Raw genomic sequence first — 14,367 nt, 5'->3', positions numbered from 1 at the left:
AGTCCGACCCTTCGATCACGTGACCGCAATCTCCCGGTCTGTACCGGTCCCGGGCTCGTCGCTTCGTACCGAAAGTGGTCTGGACCGCAACCGAAACCGCTCGGCGGCAAAGAAGTACCCAAGAACGTGGGAGGCTTGGCACATGGCGCAGATCAACCCCAGCATCCTGTCCGCGGACTTCGCCCGGCTCGCCGAGGAGGCGAAGGCCGTCGACGGTGCCGACTGGCTGCACGTCGATGTGATGGACAACCACTTCGTGCCCAATCTGACCCTGGGCGTCCCGATCGTGGAGTCGCTCGCCCGCGCGACCGACACCCCGCTCGACTGCCATCTGATGATCGAGGACCCCGACCGCTGGGCGCCCCAGTACGTCGAGGCGGGCGCCGGTTCGGTGACCTTCCACGTCGAGGCGGCGGCCGCGCCCGTCCGGCTCGCGCGGGAGATCCGGGCCAAGGGTGCCCGGGCCTCGATGGCGCTCAAGCCGGCCACCCCCATCGAGCCGTACGAGGACCTGCTCCCCGAGCTCGACATGCTGCTGATCATGACCGTCGAGCCCGGCTTCGGCGGTCAGGCCTTCCTCGACATCATGCTGCCCAAGATCCGCCGCACCCGTGAGCTGATCTCCAAGCACGGCCTGGAGCTCTGGCTCCAGGTCGACGGCGGCGTCGCCGAGTCCACGATCGAGCGGTGCGCCGAGGCCGGCGCCGACGTCTTCGTCGCGGGTTCCGCGGTCTACGGCGCGGCCGACCCGGCCGCCGCCGTCGCCTCGCTGAGGGCCCGCGCGGACGCCGTGACGGCCGTCGCCCCGTGGGCGTGTGGCCACTGAGCCTCCGGTGGATGAACGCGGTCCGTCGGGCCGCCGACAGGACTGATCAAGGCTCGCCGGATCTGACAGGATGGACAGCGAGTCCAGAGTGTGAACGACAGCGGTACGTGAACAGCGGTACGTGAACGTCGGTCGGTACGTGAACAGCGGTACGTGAACAGCAGTGAGGAGATCGCGGTGGCGGGTATGTCGGCGGGACGGTCAGCCCTGCGGATGGGCCCCGCGGAGCTGGTGCAGGCGGCGGCCATGGCCCGCCGCTTCTACCTCGAGGGCAAGTCCAAGATCCAGATCGCCGAGGAGTTCGGCGTGAGCCGCTTCAAGGTGGCCCGGGTCCTGGAGACCGCCCTGGAGCGCGATCTCGTACGGATCGAGATCCGGGTACCGGCCGAGCTGGACGCCGAACGCTCCGACGCGCTCCGTGCCCGCTACGGGCTCCGCCACGCCGTCGTCGTCGAGTCCCCGGCGGAGGGCGAGGACGAGTCGCCCGACCCGGAGAACCTCGGCGAGGTCGCGGCCGACCTGCTCGGCGAGCTGGTCACCGAGGGCGACGTCCTGGGCCTGGCCTGGGGCCGCTCCACCATCCACATGGCGGCGGCCCTCGACCGGCTGCCCCCGTGCACGGTCGTCCAGCTCACCGGGGTGTACGACGCCGGGACCGCCGAGCGCGGCTCGGTCGAGGCGGTACGTCGTGCCGCCCAGGTCTCCGGCGGTGAGGCGCACCCGATCTACGCGCCCATGCTGCTGCCCGACCCGGCGACGGCGGCCGCGCTCCGCAGCCAGACCGGTATCGCGCGGGCCTTCGAGTACTTCGACAAGGTGACGGTCGCCTGCGTCTCCATCGGCTCCTGGGAGCCGGGCATCTCCACCGTGCACGACATGCTCTCGGACGAGGAGCGCGCCCACTACGCCTCGCTCGGCGTCGCCGCCGAGATGTCCGCGCACCTCTTCGACGCCGAGGGGCGGCGGGTCGGCCGCGACCTGGGCGAACGCTGCATCACCGTCGAGGCGGACCGGCTGCGCCGGATCCCCGAGGTCGTGGCGATCGCGGGCGGCCAGCGCAAGGCGGCGGCGATCGGGGCGGTGCTCCGCTCCGGGCTGGTCACCAGCCTGGTCACCGACCGCGCCGCGGCCGACTACCTGCTCACCGAGTCCAGCCCGGGCACGCACCCGGCGCTCGACCGGACCGACCCGGACGGCAGCTGAGCGACAGCGCCACCCGACTCCCGTGGTCGCACGGCGCCGTTGCCACCCGTCGGTCGCACGGTGGCCGTCGGCAGCCGAACGCAGCGGTTGACGGCCGTCGGCCGAACGCCGCCCACCGAGTCGATCAAGGGGCCGGAGCCATCCCGTAACGGTATGTTCGGGACATGTCGCTCCGGCCCCTGCGCGTGCTCCTCGCGCTCGTCCTCTGTGTCTTCCTGGCCGGGTGCTCCTCGGCGGGCGGCGGCGCGGCCCCCGCCGCCCCCGCCCGTACCGGCGCCACCGGCCAGTCCGCCGGTGATGCCACCGCCGATGCCGACACCGAGGCCGCCGCACCCACCGGTACCTCCGGCCTCCCCACCGTGCGGGCCGCGGACCTCCCTCCCGAGGCGCGGCGGACGCTCGCCCTCATCGCGCGCGGAGGGCCCTACCCGTACGCCAAGGACGGCGCCGTCTTCTCGAACTTCGAGCGGATCCTGCCCCGGAAGGAGCGCGGCCACTACCGGGAGTACACGGTGAAGACCCCCGGCGAGCGCGACCGCGGGGCGCGCCGGATCGTCACCGGGCGGAACGGCGAGATCTACTGGACCGACGACCACTACGAGTCCTTCCGGGAGGTGATCACGGATGAGAATTGACGACCCCGTCGTCCTCGACCTGACCGGCGTCACCGAGAAGGCCGCCCTCATGGACCGCTGCGCCGACGTCCTCGCGCTGCCCGACTGGTTCGGCCGGAACTGGGACGCCCTCGCCGACTGCCTCGGCGATCTGCCCGAGCCGGTCACCCTCGTCGTCACCGGCTGGCAGGAGTACGCCAGGGCGAGCCCCCGCGAGTGGCGGACCGCGCAGGAGGTCTTCGCCACGGCCGTCGACGAGAGCCCCACCCGCCTCATGGTTCTCCTCTCCCTGGGAGAGTCTTTCGGAGGATCCGACAAAGCCCCTGCCGCAAGCCTCGGATGAATCGCCCGGGGCTGGTATTCGTACTGGCGTGGGAGAATGAACTACGTGCTTTTTCCCCTGGCTGAAATGCCTAGGGGCCGATCCGAACGACTGGGATGTCAGCACGTGCGTTTCCTCAATGACGTCAAGCCGCCCTACGACCTGACGTACGACGATGTCTTCATGGTGCCGAGCCGCTCGGCCGTGGGTTCCCGCCAGGCGGTGGACCTCTCCTCGCCCGACGGGACCGGGACCACCATCCCGCTGGTCGTGGCCAACATGACCGCCATCGCCGGCCGCCGTATGGCCGAGACCGTCGCCCGCCGGGGCGGACTGGTCGTCATCCCTCAGGACATCCCGATCGAGGTCGTCACCGACGTCATCTCGTGGGTCAAGAGCCGTCACCACGTGCTCGACACCCCGATCGTCCTGGCCCCCCACCAGACCGTCGCCGACGCGCTCTCGCTGCTGCCCAAGCGGGCGCACGACGCCGCCGTCGTCGTCGACGAGGACCGGCGTCCCGTCGGTGTCGTCACCGACGCCGACCTCTCCGGGGTGGACCGCTTCACGCAGCTCTCCGAGGTCATGTCGAAGGACCTGCTGCTCCTCGACGCCGACATCGAGCCGCGCGACGCGTTCAACACGCTCGACCACGCCAACCGCCGCTACGCCCCGGCCGTGGACAAGGACGGCCGTCTCGTCGGCATCCTGACCCGCAAGGGCGCGCTCCGCGCGACCCTGTACACCCCCGCCGTCGACGCCGACGGCAAGCTGCGCATCGCCGCCGCCGTCGGCATCAACGGCGACTTCGTCGGCAAGGCCAAGCAGCTCCTCGACGCGGGCGTCGACACGCTCGTCATCGACACGGCGCACGGCCACCAGGAGTCGATGATCGCGGCGATCAAGGCCGTCCGCGCGCTCGACCCGCAGGTCCCGATCGTCGCCGGCAACATCGTCGCCGCCGAGGGTGTGCGCGACCTCATCGAGGCCGGCGCGGACATCATCAAGGTCGGTGTGGGCCCCGGCGCCATGTGCACCACGCGCATGATGACCGGTGTCGGCCGTCCGCAGTTCTCCGCCGTCCTGGAGTGCGCCGCCGAGGCGAAGAAGTACGGCAAGAACGTCTGGGCCGACGGTGGCGTCCGGCACCCGCGCGACGTGGCCATGGCACTCGCCGCCGGCGCGTCCAACGTGATGATCGGCTCCTGGTTCGCCGGGACGTACGAGTCCCCGGGCGACCTCCAGCACACCGCCGACGGGCGTCCGTACAAGGAGTCCTTCGGCATGGCCTCGGCCCGCGCCGTGCAGAACCGCACGAGCGAGGAGTCCGCCTACGACCGCGCCCGCAAGGGCCTCTTCGAGGAGGGCATCTCGACCTCCCGGATGTTCCTCGACCAGGCCCGCCCGGGCGTCGAGGACCTGATCGACTCGATCATCGCGGGCGTCCGTTCCTCCTGCACCTACGCCGGTGCCGGCTCGCTCGCCGAGTTCGAGGAGAAGGCCGTGATCGGCATCCAGTCCGCCGCCGGTTACGCCGAGGGCAAGCCGCTGCACGCCAGCTGGAGCTAGTGCCGCACGACATCGGTGGGCCCCCGGGAAATCCTTCCCGGGGGCCCACCGTCGTCCCGTACGGTCGCCGCATGGATCGTGTGGACCGTACGGAGATCAGGCCCTGCCGTGCCGCCGACGTGCCCCTGCTCGGCCGGCACCTCCCCGCTCCCGGGGCGCCGGCGCGCCACGCGGAGCGGTTCGCCCGCCAGGAGGCCGGGGCCGGTACGTATCTGCTCGCCTGGAGGGACGGGGTGCCCGTCGGGCACGGCCAGATCCGCTGGGACGGCTGCGCGGCCCCCGAGGTGCGGGCCGAGGTCGGCGAGTGCCCCGAGTTCAACGGCCTCGACGTACGGGCCGGGCTCCGGGGACAGGGCATCGGCACGGCCCTGATCCACGCGGCCGAGGAGCTGACGCGGGAGCGCGGTGGGACGGTCCTGGGGCTCGGGGTGGGGCGGGACAACCCGCGGGCGGCGGCGCTGTACGCGCGGCTCGGCTACACGCCCGTCGTCGCCTACACGGACCACTGGAGCCGCACGGACGCGGACGGCCGCACGCACGCGTACGCCGACGCGTGCGTCTTCCTGGTCAGGACCCTGGAGACGCGGAACGGCTGACGGACCGCTTCGGGTCCAGGACGCCGCCGAGGACCTCCGCCACCGCCGCCGCGATCCTGGCGTGCCCCCGGTCGTTCGGGTGCAGCCCGTCCGCCAGGTGCTCCGGGCCGAGCAGTGGCCTCCCCGGGAGGACCAGGAGCTGCCCGTCGCCCTCGGCGGCCAGGTCCCGGCCCGCCCGCTCCATGGCCCTGCGCAGCTCCGTGAGGGTCGCTCCCAGGGCGTTGCGGGTGTGTTCGGCCGCCGGGCGCAGCACCGGCGAGACGATCAGCAGCGGGGTCCGCGGATGGCCCCGGCGGACCAGGCCGACGAAGGCCCGGACGGTGGCGTACAGCCAGTCGGCCGTCGCGGGCACCGTGGACCAGCAGTTGGTGCCGAAGGCCAGGGTGACCAGCTCGCCCGGAAGCCGTGCCAGGTGCTCGGCGAGCGGGAGTTCACCGCGCGCCCCGCCCGCGTACCCGAGATTGACCGGGTCGAGGCCGAGCAGCCGGCCCGCCGCGGCGGGCCAGGAGTGGGCCGGCCGGGTCGCCCACCAGCCCTCCGTGATCGAGTCGCCGTGGACCAGCCAGCGGGGCCGGACGGGGGCGGGGGAGAGGGCGCCGCCGAGGCCCCGCAGGGCGAGCGGAACCGGCGCCTGGCCCTCCGGGAGGTGGACGGTGAAGATCCCGCCCCCCGGGGGCAGCGGGAGCGTCACGGTGGCCTCCGCGGCCGGGGCCGCGCAGGTCTCGCCGACGAGCCGCGTGCCGTTCCAGAGGGCGAAGCAGTGGCGCAGCGAGGCGAGGGGGTCGTCCGGCACCGGGACGGTGGCCCGGTAGCGCAGCTCCACCGCGCGTGTGCCCGGCGCTGCCGTGAACTCGATCCGTACGCCGATGGGCAGCGCGGCACGCTCGGCGATGTCCCAGGGCAACCGCGCCAGGTCGTCGGGATCGGCGCGTACCGGCCGGTTCCCGTCCAGCCAGGCCGTACCGCGCAGGAACGGTGCCGGGTCGAGCCAGCCCACCTGGGTCTCCGATCGTCGGGTGGTCGAGGGCTCGCAGCGTGGGTCATGGGGCACAAGGAGTCAATGCGCGCGTGGAGACCGTTTCCTACCCCCAATGTGTGGATTCATGCGGGGGAGCGCAATGTTTCCTCGTCTGCGCCCCAAGCGCGCAATGATCATCCGACAGTGCGCAACAACCCTGCATTACGAGTGCGAACCCCGGACCCTTAGGCTCATGCCTCGTACCAGGAGTGGCGGGGACCGCCTGCTCGGCGGTTCCCCTCCCCCGTGGGCCTCGTTTGCCATGCCCACGTACCGCCGCGGTCCACGTCCCGCCCACAGGCAGCGATAAGGAGCCTCCGCAGTGCTGGACCATGGCGCAGCCCCACCGGTCGAGGAATCGACCACCCGCAAGACTTCCGCTCTCGGCGCACTCACCCGGCGCAAGCCGGTGGAACAGCTGGTCGCAGAGGGTGGACAGGGTGAGGGCGGCAACCTCCGCCGCTCGCTCTCCATGTGGCAGCTGACCATGATCAGCATCGGTGCCACGCTCGGCACCGGCATCTTCGTCGTCCTCGGTGACGCCGTCCCCAAGGCCGGCCCCGCGGTCACCCTCGCCTTCGTCATCGCCGGCCTCACGGCCCTCTTCTCGGCGCTCTCGTACGCCGAATTGGCCGGCACCATACCGGTCGCGGGCTCCTCGTACTCGTACGCTTACGCAACGATGGGTGAACTCGTCGCCTGGGTCTGCGGCTGGTGCCTGGTCCTGGAGTACGGCGTCTCCGTGGCCGCCGTGGCCGTCGGCTGGGGCGAGTACCTCAACGAGCTGCTCGACGGAACCATCGGGGTCACCATCCCCGACGTGCTCTCCTCCGCCCCCGGCGAGGGCGGCGTGATCAACCTGCCCGGCCTCATCGTGGTGCTGCTCGCCATGGTGTTCCTGCTCGGCGGCGCCCGTGAGTCCGCCGTGGTCAACACGATCATGGTCTTCGTGAAGATCGCCGCGCTCGTGCTCTTCTGCGCCATCGGCTTCATGGGCTTCAAGTCCGGCAACTACGCCGACTTCATGCCGCTCGGCATGGCCGGCGTCAGCGCCGCCGGCGCGAGCCTCTTCTTCTCGTACATCGGCTTCGACGCCGCCTCCACCGCCGGCGAGGAGGCGAAGGACCCGAAGCGCGACCTCCCCCGCGCGATCATGCTCTCGCTGCTCATCGTCACGGTCCTCTACGTCCTGGTCGCGGCCGTCGCCGTCGGCGCGTGGAACTGGAAGGACTTCGACGGCTCCGAGGCCACGCTCGCCGCGATCATGAACGACGTCAGCGGCCAGAAGTTCTGGGGCACCCTGCTCGCCGCCGGCGCCGTCATCTCGATCGCCAGCGTCGTGCTCACCGTGCTCTACGGCCAGACCCGGGTGCTCTTCGCGATGTCCCGCGACGGTCTCGTGCCCAAGGTCTTCGGCAAGGTCAACGCCAAGACCGGCACCCCGCGGGTGAACACCGTCCTCGTGTCGCTGTTCTGCGGCGCCCTCGCCTCCGTCATCCCGCTGGGCAAGCTCGTCGACGCCACCAGCATCGGCACCCTGTTCGCCTTCGCCCTGGTCAACATCGCGGTGATCGTGCTCCGCAAGACGCGCCCGGCCATGGACCGCACCTTCCGCGTGCCGCTCGGCTGGACCTTCCCGATCCTGGGCTTCCTGTTCTGCGTGTACAACATGTTCAGCCTGGACGCGGTCACCTGGGTGGTCTTCGGTTGCTGGATGGCCGCCGGGCTCGTGTTCTACTTCCTGTACGGCATGCGCCGCTCCCGACTGGCCACCGCAGCGTCAGCAGCATCAGCAGAGAAGTGATCCACCCGTAGTGCGACTCAACGACCTCGACGAACGCATCGTCCACGCCCTCGCGGAGGACGCCCGTCGCTCCTACGCCGACATCGGTTCCCTCGTCGGACTCTCCGCCCCCGCCGTCAAGCGGCGGGTGGACCGGCTGCGGGCCGAAGGCGCCATCACCGGCTTCACCGTACGGGTGGACCCGGCGGCGCTCGGCTGGGAGACCGAGGGCTTCGTCGAGATCTACTGCCGCCACAACACCTCGCCGGACGACATCCGGCGAGGTCTGGAGCGGTATCCCGAGGTGGTGTCCGCGTCGACCGTCACCGGTGACGCGGACGCCGTCGTCCAGGTCTTCGCCTCGGACATGCGCCACTTCGAGCGGGTCCTGGAGCGGATCGCGGGCGAACCCTTCGTGGAGCGGACCAAGTCCGTCCTGGTGCTCTCGCCGCTGCTGCGGCGCTTCTCCTCGGGCTCGCCCGCGTAACCCGGCGGGGACACCGGCCGTCGGGGCGGTGCGGGCCGTGGTTCCCGCACCGCCCTTCGCCCGCCCACCCCCGTGGGGCGGTCTATTCGGTCGGGTAGACGAACTCCCAGGGCACGACCTCGAAGTCGCCCGTACCCTTCTCGACCTTCTCGAACGGCGCGCCGCTGATGCACGGCGGCACCTTGTCCTTCTGCGGGTCGGCGGTCATCCACGTGTAGCCGAGCCGGTCGCCCGCGGGGTCGTCGTGCACCGTGACGCCGACGCGCGCCTTCCGGAACTCCTTCACGTCGGTCTCCACGACCACACCCGACACGACGGCCACCTTGCCGCCCGTGGTGAGGCAGTCGACCTTCACCTTCGCGTATCCGCCCCAGTCCCCCTTGTAGTGGCTGAAGCGGAACGTACCGGTGGCCTTCATCGGATCCTGCCGGTTCTTCTCCGCCAGGTGCGCGTCGAAGGTGAACGTGATGTCGTCACCGGCCGGCCGGTGGAGCTTGGCCGTGCCGGTCAGCGCGGCGGCCTCCGAGACGGCGGCGGGGGCGGCGGCAGGAGCGGGAGCGCCGTCCGCCGACGCGGCGGCGATGCCCCCGGCCCCCAGCGTGAGCAGAATGGCGGCGGCGACGGCGACGGTCTTCGTACGACGGTTCATGGTGTTCCGGTCCCTTCGGCAGGTCGTCCGGCAGGTCGTCCGGACGAGGACCACTCTTCCGCGCGGGCCGCGCCGGGACGTCGCGCCGGAGAACGGTCCTCGCCTCCGCCGCGCGGCGGGGGAGGTCTACGCCGCCGGGCGGAGCCGTACGCAACGAATCGCCGTGGTGGCCGGGGATCGCGCAACGGTTCGACGGTCGGTCCGCAACGCTGCCGTCTTGTCCCGACGCGGCGCGAAACCGTACCGTTTTTGACGTCTTCCCCTTGTACTCCGACCCCCCGAGGATCACGCATGCCCGCGCTGCGCACCGCCCTGCTCCAGAGCTCCGGAGAACTCGGTGACGTGGCCGGCAACCTCAAGATCCTCGACGAGGCCGCCGCCCGCGCCGCGGCCGCCGGAGCGGGTGTGCTGCTCGCTCCCGAGCTGTTCCTCACCGGCTACGCCATCGGCGCCGACATGGCGCGCCTGGCCGAGCCGGCCGACGGCCCCTCCGCCCGCGCCGTCGCGGCGATCGCCGTGCGCCACGGCCTGGCCGTCGGCTACGGCTACCCGGAGCGCGACACCGGGCGACACGGGGTCCTGTACAACTCCGCGCAGCTCATCGGCGCCGACGGCGTCCCGCTCGCGCGGTACCGCAAGACCCATCTCTTCGGTGACTTCGAGCTGAAGTGGTTCACCCCCGGGGAGCGGGCCGTCGTCCAGGCGGAGCTCGACGGCCTCACCGTCGGCATGATGATCTGCTACGACGTCGAGTTCCCGGAGAACGTGCGGGCGCACGCGCTGGCCGGTACGGACCTCCTCCTCGTACCGACCGCGCTCATGCACCCCGCCGAGATCGTGCCCCTGTCCGTGGTGCCGGTCCGCGCCTTCGAGAACCAGCTCTACATCGCGTACGCCAACCGGACCGGCCCCGAGGGCGACTTCGAGTTCGTCGGCCTCTCCACGCTGGCCGGCCCCGACGGCACCGCCCGCGCCCGGGCCGGGCGGGGCGAGGATCTCGTCGTCGGCGATGTCGACCCCGACTTCCTGGCGGCCTCCCGCGCGGAGAACCCCTACCTCCGCGACCGGCGCCCGGGTCTCTACGGCCCCCTCGTCTGAGCAGCCCGCTCCCCGCCTTCCCGACCTGCCTCATCTTTTCCGTGCAAGGAGTCCGTACCCCATGACGTCCACGGTGCCCACGACCGCCGTCCCCCACAGCGACGGCCAGCCGCCGATCACCATGTTCGGTCCGGACTTCCCGTACGCCTACGACGACTTCCTGGCCCACCCGGCCGGGCTCGGCCAGATACCCGCGACCGAGCACGGCACCGAGGTCGCCGTCATCGGCGGCGGGCTCTCCGGCATCATCGCCGCGTACGAGCTGATGAAGATGGGCCTCAAGCCCGTCGTCTACGAGGCCGACCAGATCGGCGGCCGACTGCGCACCGTCGGCTTCGAGGGCACCGCCACCGAGGGTCTCACCGCGGAGATGGGCGCCATGCGCTTCCCGCCCTCCTCGACCGCGCTCCAGCACTACATCGACCTGGTCGACCTGGAGACCACGCCCTTCCCCAACCCGCTGGCCGAGTCGACCCCGTCGACCGTCGTCGACCTCAAGGGCGAGTCGCACTACGCCACCACCGTCGACGACCTTCCGCAGGTCTACCGCGACGTGATGAACGCGTGGAACGCCTGTCTGGACGAGGGCGCCGACTTCTCCGACATGAACCAGGCCATGCGCGAGCGCGACGTCCCGCGCATCCGCGAGATCTGGTCCAAGCTGGTCGAGAAGCTCGACAACCAGACCTTCTACGGCTTCCTCTGCGAGTCGGAGTCCTTCAAGTCCTTCCGGCACCGCGAGATCTTCGGCCAGGTCGGCTTCGGCACCGGCGGCTGGGACACCGACTTCCCGAACTCCATCCTGGAGATCCTCCGCGTCGTCTACACCGAGGCGGACGACCACCACCGCGGCATCGTCGGCGGCTCGCAGCAGCTGCCGCTGCGCCTGTGGGAGCGCGAGCCGGAGAAGATCGTCCACTGGGCGCAGGGCACCTCGCTCAGCTCCCTGCACGAGGGCACCCCGAAGCCGGCCGTGACCCGGCTGAACCGGACCGCCGGCAACCGGATCACCGTCACCGACGCCTCCGGCGACATCCGCACCTTCCCCGCGGCGATCTTCACCGCCCAGTCCTGGATGCTGCTCTCCAAGATCGCCTGCGACGACTCGCTCTTCCCGATCGACCACTGGACGGCGATCGAGCGCACCCACTACATGGAGTCCTCGAAGCTCTTCGTGCCGGTGGACCGGCCGTTCTGGCTGGACAAGGACGAGGAGACCGGCCGGGACGTCATGTCGATGACGCTCACCGACCGCATGACCCGCGGCACGTACCTCTTGGACGACGGTCCGGACAAGCCGGCCACCATCTGCCTGTCGTACACCTGGTGCGACGACAGCCTGAAGTGGCTCCCGCTGTCCGCGAACGAGCGGATGGAGGTCATGCTGAAGTCGCTCGGCGAGATCTACCCGAAGGTCGACATCCGGAAGCACATCATCGGCAACCCGGTGACGGTCTCCTGGGAGAACGAGCCCTACTTCATGGGCGCCTTCAAGGCCAACCTGCCGGGCCACTACCGCTACCAGCGGCGCCTCTTCACCCACTTCATGCAGGACCGCCTCCCCGAGGACAAGCGGGGCATCTTCCTCGCGGGCGACGACATCTCCTGGACGGCCGGCTGGGCCGAGGGCGCGGTGCAGACGGCGCTCAACGCGGTCTGGGGCGTGATGCACCACTTCGGCGGCTCCACCGACGGTACCAACCCCGGTCCGGGCGACGTGTACGACGAGATCGCCCCGGTCGAGCTGCCGGAGGACTGAGGCACCCGGTTCAGGGCCTGGTCAGGGGGGTGAGCAGCATCCGCCCCACCAGGCCCACCGAGCGGTCGAGGCGTTCCGTGAACTCCTCGGCCAGCTCGGGAAGGCCGCGCAGCTGCCAGAGCGAGCGCGCCGCCAGCCAGGCCCCGTCGCGGGCCCGGTCCAGGCTCCAGCAGCCGAGCAGATGCGTCAGCGGGTCCGCGATCTCCAGGAGATCCGGGCCCGGCATCAGTTCCTCCCGGATGCGCTCCTCGAGCAGGACCAGGATGTCGCCGACCCGGTCGAACTCGTCCTCCAGGTCGGCCGGCGCGCACTCCAGGATCCGGCTGGCGTCGACCACCGCGAGAGCCAGGTCGTGGCCGATGTGGGCGTTGATCCCGGCCAGCGCGAACTGCAGCGGCCGTACGCCGGGATGCCGCCGGGAGTGGAAGAGGGGCCGCCAGCAGGCGGGGGCGGGGCGGCCGGTGGCGAGGGAGTCGACCGCCGCGAGGTACCGCTCGGCGAACCGCACGTCGAGGGTGGCGGCGGCCCGCCTGTCGGCGAAGCCGCCCGCCTCGATCGCGTGGCCGATCTCCTCGGTGACGGTCAGATAGACCCGGTTGAAGACGGCGACCCCGTCGGTCGGATGCCAGGCCGAACGGAGCGCCCGCATGCGGTCCACCACGGGATCGACGGCCTGGAACTCCCCGAGTTCCAGGCCGATCCGGTCGATCCGGTCGATCCGGTCGATCCGGTCGATCCGGTCGATCCGGTCGATCCGTTCGGCCCGATCGCTCTGCCCGATCCGCCGGTTCTGCCCGATCTGCTGGGTCTGCGCCATGAGGGCAGGCTCCCAGCCGTCGGGCCCGGGAGGGAACTCCCCGGGCCCGGCTTACCCAGAACGGGCGAATCACTCAGTTCTTCGACAGCGGGTCCTGGCCCGACGTGCTCTCACCGGACGCGCTCCGGCCCGCCGCGCTCCGGCCCGCCGCGCCCTCGCCCGCCGTGCCCTCGTACGAGCTGGTGCCGGAGTCGAGCAGCGGCTCCTGTTCCTTGAGGTGGGCCGGGGCGAAGGCCCGCAGCACGTGGTAGCCGGTGATGACGACGATCGTGCCGAGCGCGATGCCGCCCAGTTCGAAGGTGTCCGTGAAGGTCAGCTTCACCCCGCCGACGCCGATGATGATGCCGGCGGCGGCCGGGACCAGGTTCAGCGGGTTGCGCAGGTCCACCTTGGCGTTGATCCAGATCTGGGCGCCGAGCAGGCCGATCATGCCGTACAGGATGACGGTGATGCCGCCGAGGACTCCGCCGGGGATCGCGGCGACGATCGCGCCGAACTTCGGGCAGAGGCCGAAGAGCAGGGCGAAGCCGGCCGCGGCCCAGTAGGCGGCCGTCGAGTAGACCCGGGTGGCGGCCATGACGCCGATGTTCTCCGAGTACGTGGTGTTCGGCGGGCCGCCCACGGCCGTCGACAGCATCGAGGCGGCGCCGTCGGCGGCGATCGCGGTGCCGAGCTTGTCGTCCAGGTTGTCCCCGGTCATCTCGCCGACGGCCTTGACGTGTCCGGCGTTCTCCGCGATCAGGGCGATGACGACGGGCAGCGCGACCAGGATCGCGGACCACTCGAAGCTCGGCCCGTGGAACGAGGGCAGACCGATCCAGTCGGCCTTCGAGACGCCGGAGAGGTCGAGCCTCCAGTGCTCGGTGACCTGGCCGCTCGGGGACATCGAGTCGATCTTGCCGAAGACCAGGTCGAAGACCCAGGAGACGGCGTAGCCGAAGATCAGGCCGAGGAAGATCGCGATCCGCGACCAGAAGCCGCGCAGACAGACGACGGCGAGGCCGGTGAACAGCATCACGAGGAGGGCCGTCCACTGGTCCTGCGGCCAGTACGTCGACGCGGTGACCGGGGCCAGGTTGAAGCCGATCAGCATGACGACGGCGCCGGTGACGATCGGGGGCATCGCCGCGTGGATGATCCGCGCGCCGAACCTGCGGACCGCGAGACCGGCGAGGAAGAGGACCGCGCCGACGACGAGGACCGCGCCGGTCACGGTGGCGCTGCTGCCGCCGGAGGCCCGGATGGCGGCGGCGACACCGACGAACGAGAGCGAGCAGCCCAGGTACGAGGGGACGGTGCCGCGGGTCGCGAGGAGGAAGATCACGGTCGCGACACCGGACATCATGATCGCGAGGTTCGGGTCGAGACCCATGAGGACCGGGGCGACGAAGGAGGCGCCGAACATGGCGACGACGTGCTGGGCGCCGAGGCCGACCGTACGGGGCCAGGAGAGCCGTTCGTCCGGACGGACGACGGCTCCGGGAGCGGGTGTCTTCCCGTCGCCGTGCAGGGTCCAGCGCACGCCGAGGTTCATGAGGCAGCTCCCGTTCTTCGGTGTCGGCGGCCGCGTCGTGACCGCAAAAGATCAGCCACATGGTATGCGTCACCGCAGGTCGGAGCGGTCGC

At 71.2% G+C, this 14,367-nt stretch carries 14 protein-coding genes; 10 read left to right on the top strand and 4 right to left on the bottom strand.

Translation table 11 applies throughout. The features are described from left to right. The first annotated feature begins 142 nt into the window (after nt 1–142). The 6 genes from rpe to IE311_RS15700 all read left to right on the top strand — a co-directional run bounded on the left by rpe (nt 143) and on the right by IE311_RS15700 (nt 5,130). Nucleotides 143–826 (top strand): ribulose-phosphate 3-epimerase, encoded by a 684-nt coding sequence (rpe, locus tag IE311_RS15725; protein ID WP_189832302.1) that lies wholly within the window; start codon nt 143–145, stop codon nt 824–826. A gap of 153 nt (nt 827–979) precedes the next feature. Next, nucleotides 980–2,029 carry a sugar-binding transcriptional regulator gene (locus IE311_RS15720; protein ID WP_181399460.1) on the top strand — a complete coding sequence of 350 codons (1,050 nt, stop codon included), beginning with the start codon at nt 980–982 and terminating at the stop codon, nt 2,027–2,029. A gap of 164 nt (nt 2,030–2,193) precedes the next feature. Beyond that, on the top strand, nt 2,194–2,664 hold the full coding sequence (locus IE311_RS15715; protein ID WP_189832301.1) for a guanyl-specific ribonuclease: 471 nt from the start codon (nt 2,194–2,196) through the stop codon (nt 2,662–2,664). Beyond that, nucleotides 2,654–2,986: a barstar family protein gene (locus IE311_RS15710; protein ID WP_189832300.1), complete on the top strand. Its 333-nt coding sequence runs from the start codon at nt 2,654–2,656 to the stop codon at nt 2,984–2,986. Before IE311_RS15715 ends, IE311_RS15710 begins: the two co-directional genes overlap by 11 nt. A 105-nt stretch (nt 2,987–3,091) precedes the next feature. Further along, a complete protein-coding gene (locus IE311_RS15705) occupies nt 3,092–4,534 on the top strand; it encodes a GuaB1 family IMP dehydrogenase-related protein (RefSeq protein ID WP_189832299.1) in 1,443 nt (480 codons plus the stop codon). Between the two features lie 71 nt (nt 4,535–4,605). Further along, entirely contained in the window at nt 4,606–5,130 is a 525-nt protein-coding gene (locus IE311_RS15700; protein WP_189832298.1) for a GNAT family N-acetyltransferase, read from the top strand. Here IE311_RS15700 and IE311_RS15695 read toward each other — a convergent pair. Further along, complete coding sequence (locus IE311_RS15695; RefSeq protein WP_189832297.1) at nt 5,102–6,127, bottom strand: GDSL-type esterase/lipase family protein; 1,026 nt, start codon at nt 6,125–6,127, stop codon at nt 5,102–5,104. The two genes, IE311_RS15700 and IE311_RS15695, sit on opposite strands and share 29 nt — an antisense overlap. A gap of 343 nt (nt 6,128–6,470) precedes the next feature. Between IE311_RS15695 and IE311_RS15690 the strand changes: the two genes are divergently transcribed. After that, on the top strand, nt 6,471–7,952 hold the full coding sequence (locus tag IE311_RS15690; protein ID WP_189832296.1) for an amino acid permease: 1,482 nt from the start codon (nt 6,471–6,473) through the stop codon (nt 7,950–7,952). Nucleotides 7,953–7,962: 10 nt separating this feature from the next. Further along, complete coding sequence (locus IE311_RS15685; RefSeq protein ID WP_015032260.1) at nt 7,963–8,418, top strand: Lrp/AsnC family transcriptional regulator; 456 nt, start codon at nt 7,963–7,965, stop codon at nt 8,416–8,418. 82 nt (nt 8,419–8,500) lie between these two features. Here IE311_RS15685 and IE311_RS15680 read toward each other — a convergent pair whose 3' ends face one another. Beyond that, nucleotides 8,501–9,067 (bottom strand): Repetin, encoded by a 567-nt coding sequence (locus IE311_RS15680; protein ID WP_189832295.1) that lies wholly within the window; start codon nt 9,065–9,067, stop codon nt 8,501–8,503. Nucleotides 9,068–9,358: 291 nt separating this feature from the next. Between IE311_RS15680 and IE311_RS15675 the strand changes: the two genes are divergently transcribed. Next, on the top strand, nt 9,359–10,165 hold the full coding sequence (locus tag IE311_RS15675) for a carbon-nitrogen hydrolase family protein (RefSeq protein ID WP_189832294.1): 807 nt from the start codon (nt 9,359–9,361) through the stop codon (nt 10,163–10,165). 61 nt (nt 10,166–10,226) lie between these two features. After that, nucleotides 10,227–11,924 (top strand): flavin monoamine oxidase family protein, encoded by a 1,698-nt coding sequence (locus IE311_RS15670; protein ID WP_189832293.1) that lies wholly within the window; start codon nt 10,227–10,229, stop codon nt 11,922–11,924. 10 nt (nt 11,925–11,934) lie between these two features. Here the strand turns inward: IE311_RS15670 and IE311_RS15665 are convergent, their stop codons facing one another. Next, nucleotides 11,935–12,741 carry a DUF5995 family protein gene (locus IE311_RS15665; RefSeq protein ID WP_268257190.1) on the bottom strand — a complete coding sequence of 269 codons (807 nt, stop codon included), beginning with the start codon at nt 12,739–12,741 and terminating at the stop codon, nt 11,935–11,937. 73 nt (nt 12,742–12,814) lie between these two features. Further along, the gene (locus IE311_RS15660) at nt 12,815–14,275 is read right to left on the bottom strand and encodes a uracil-xanthine permease family protein (RefSeq protein WP_189832291.1); all 1,461 of its coding nucleotides are present in this window, start codon (nt 14,273–14,275) and stop codon (nt 12,815–12,817) included. Between the last annotated feature and the right edge of the window lie 92 nt (nt 14,276–14,367).

The sequence above is a fragment of the Streptomyces zaomyceticus genome, assembly GCF_014656215.1.
In the GTDB taxonomy this organism is placed as follows: Bacteria; Actinomycetota; Actinomycetes; order Streptomycetales; family Streptomycetaceae; genus Streptomyces; species Streptomyces zaomyceticus.
The sequence above is the reverse complement of the archived record's forward strand: the minus strand, read 5'-3'. Positions and strand labels throughout refer to the sequence as shown.

Excerpts from the sequence above, each read along its gene's own strand:
- rpe (WP_189832302.1), top strand. The coding sequence starts at position 143 with ATGGCGCAGATCAACCCCAGCATCCTGTCCGCGGACTTCGCCCGGCTC.
- IE311_RS15660 (WP_189832291.1), bottom strand. The coding sequence starts at position 14,275 with ATGAACCTCGGCGTGCGCTGGACCCTGCACGGCGACGGGAAGACACCC.
- IE311_RS15675 (WP_189832294.1), top strand. The coding sequence starts at position 9,359 with ATGCCCGCGCTGCGCACCGCCCTGCTCCAGAGCTCCGGAGAACTCGGT.
- IE311_RS15710 (WP_189832300.1), top strand. The coding sequence starts at position 2,654 with ATGAGAATTGACGACCCCGTCGTCCTCGACCTGACCGGCGTCACCGAG.
- IE311_RS15715 (WP_189832301.1), top strand. The coding sequence starts at position 2,194 with ATGTCGCTCCGGCCCCTGCGCGTGCTCCTCGCGCTCGTCCTCTGTGTC.
- IE311_RS15680 (WP_189832295.1), bottom strand. The coding sequence starts at position 9,067 with ATGAACCGTCGTACGAAGACCGTCGCCGTCGCCGCCGCCATTCTGCTC.
- IE311_RS15670 (WP_189832293.1), top strand. The coding sequence starts at position 10,227 with ATGACGTCCACGGTGCCCACGACCGCCGTCCCCCACAGCGACGGCCAG.
- IE311_RS15700 (WP_189832298.1), top strand. The coding sequence starts at position 4,606 with ATGGATCGTGTGGACCGTACGGAGATCAGGCCCTGCCGTGCCGCCGAC.
- IE311_RS15665 (WP_268257190.1), bottom strand. The coding sequence starts at position 12,741 with ATGGCGCAGACCCAGCAGATCGGGCAGAACCGGCGGATCGGGCAGAGC.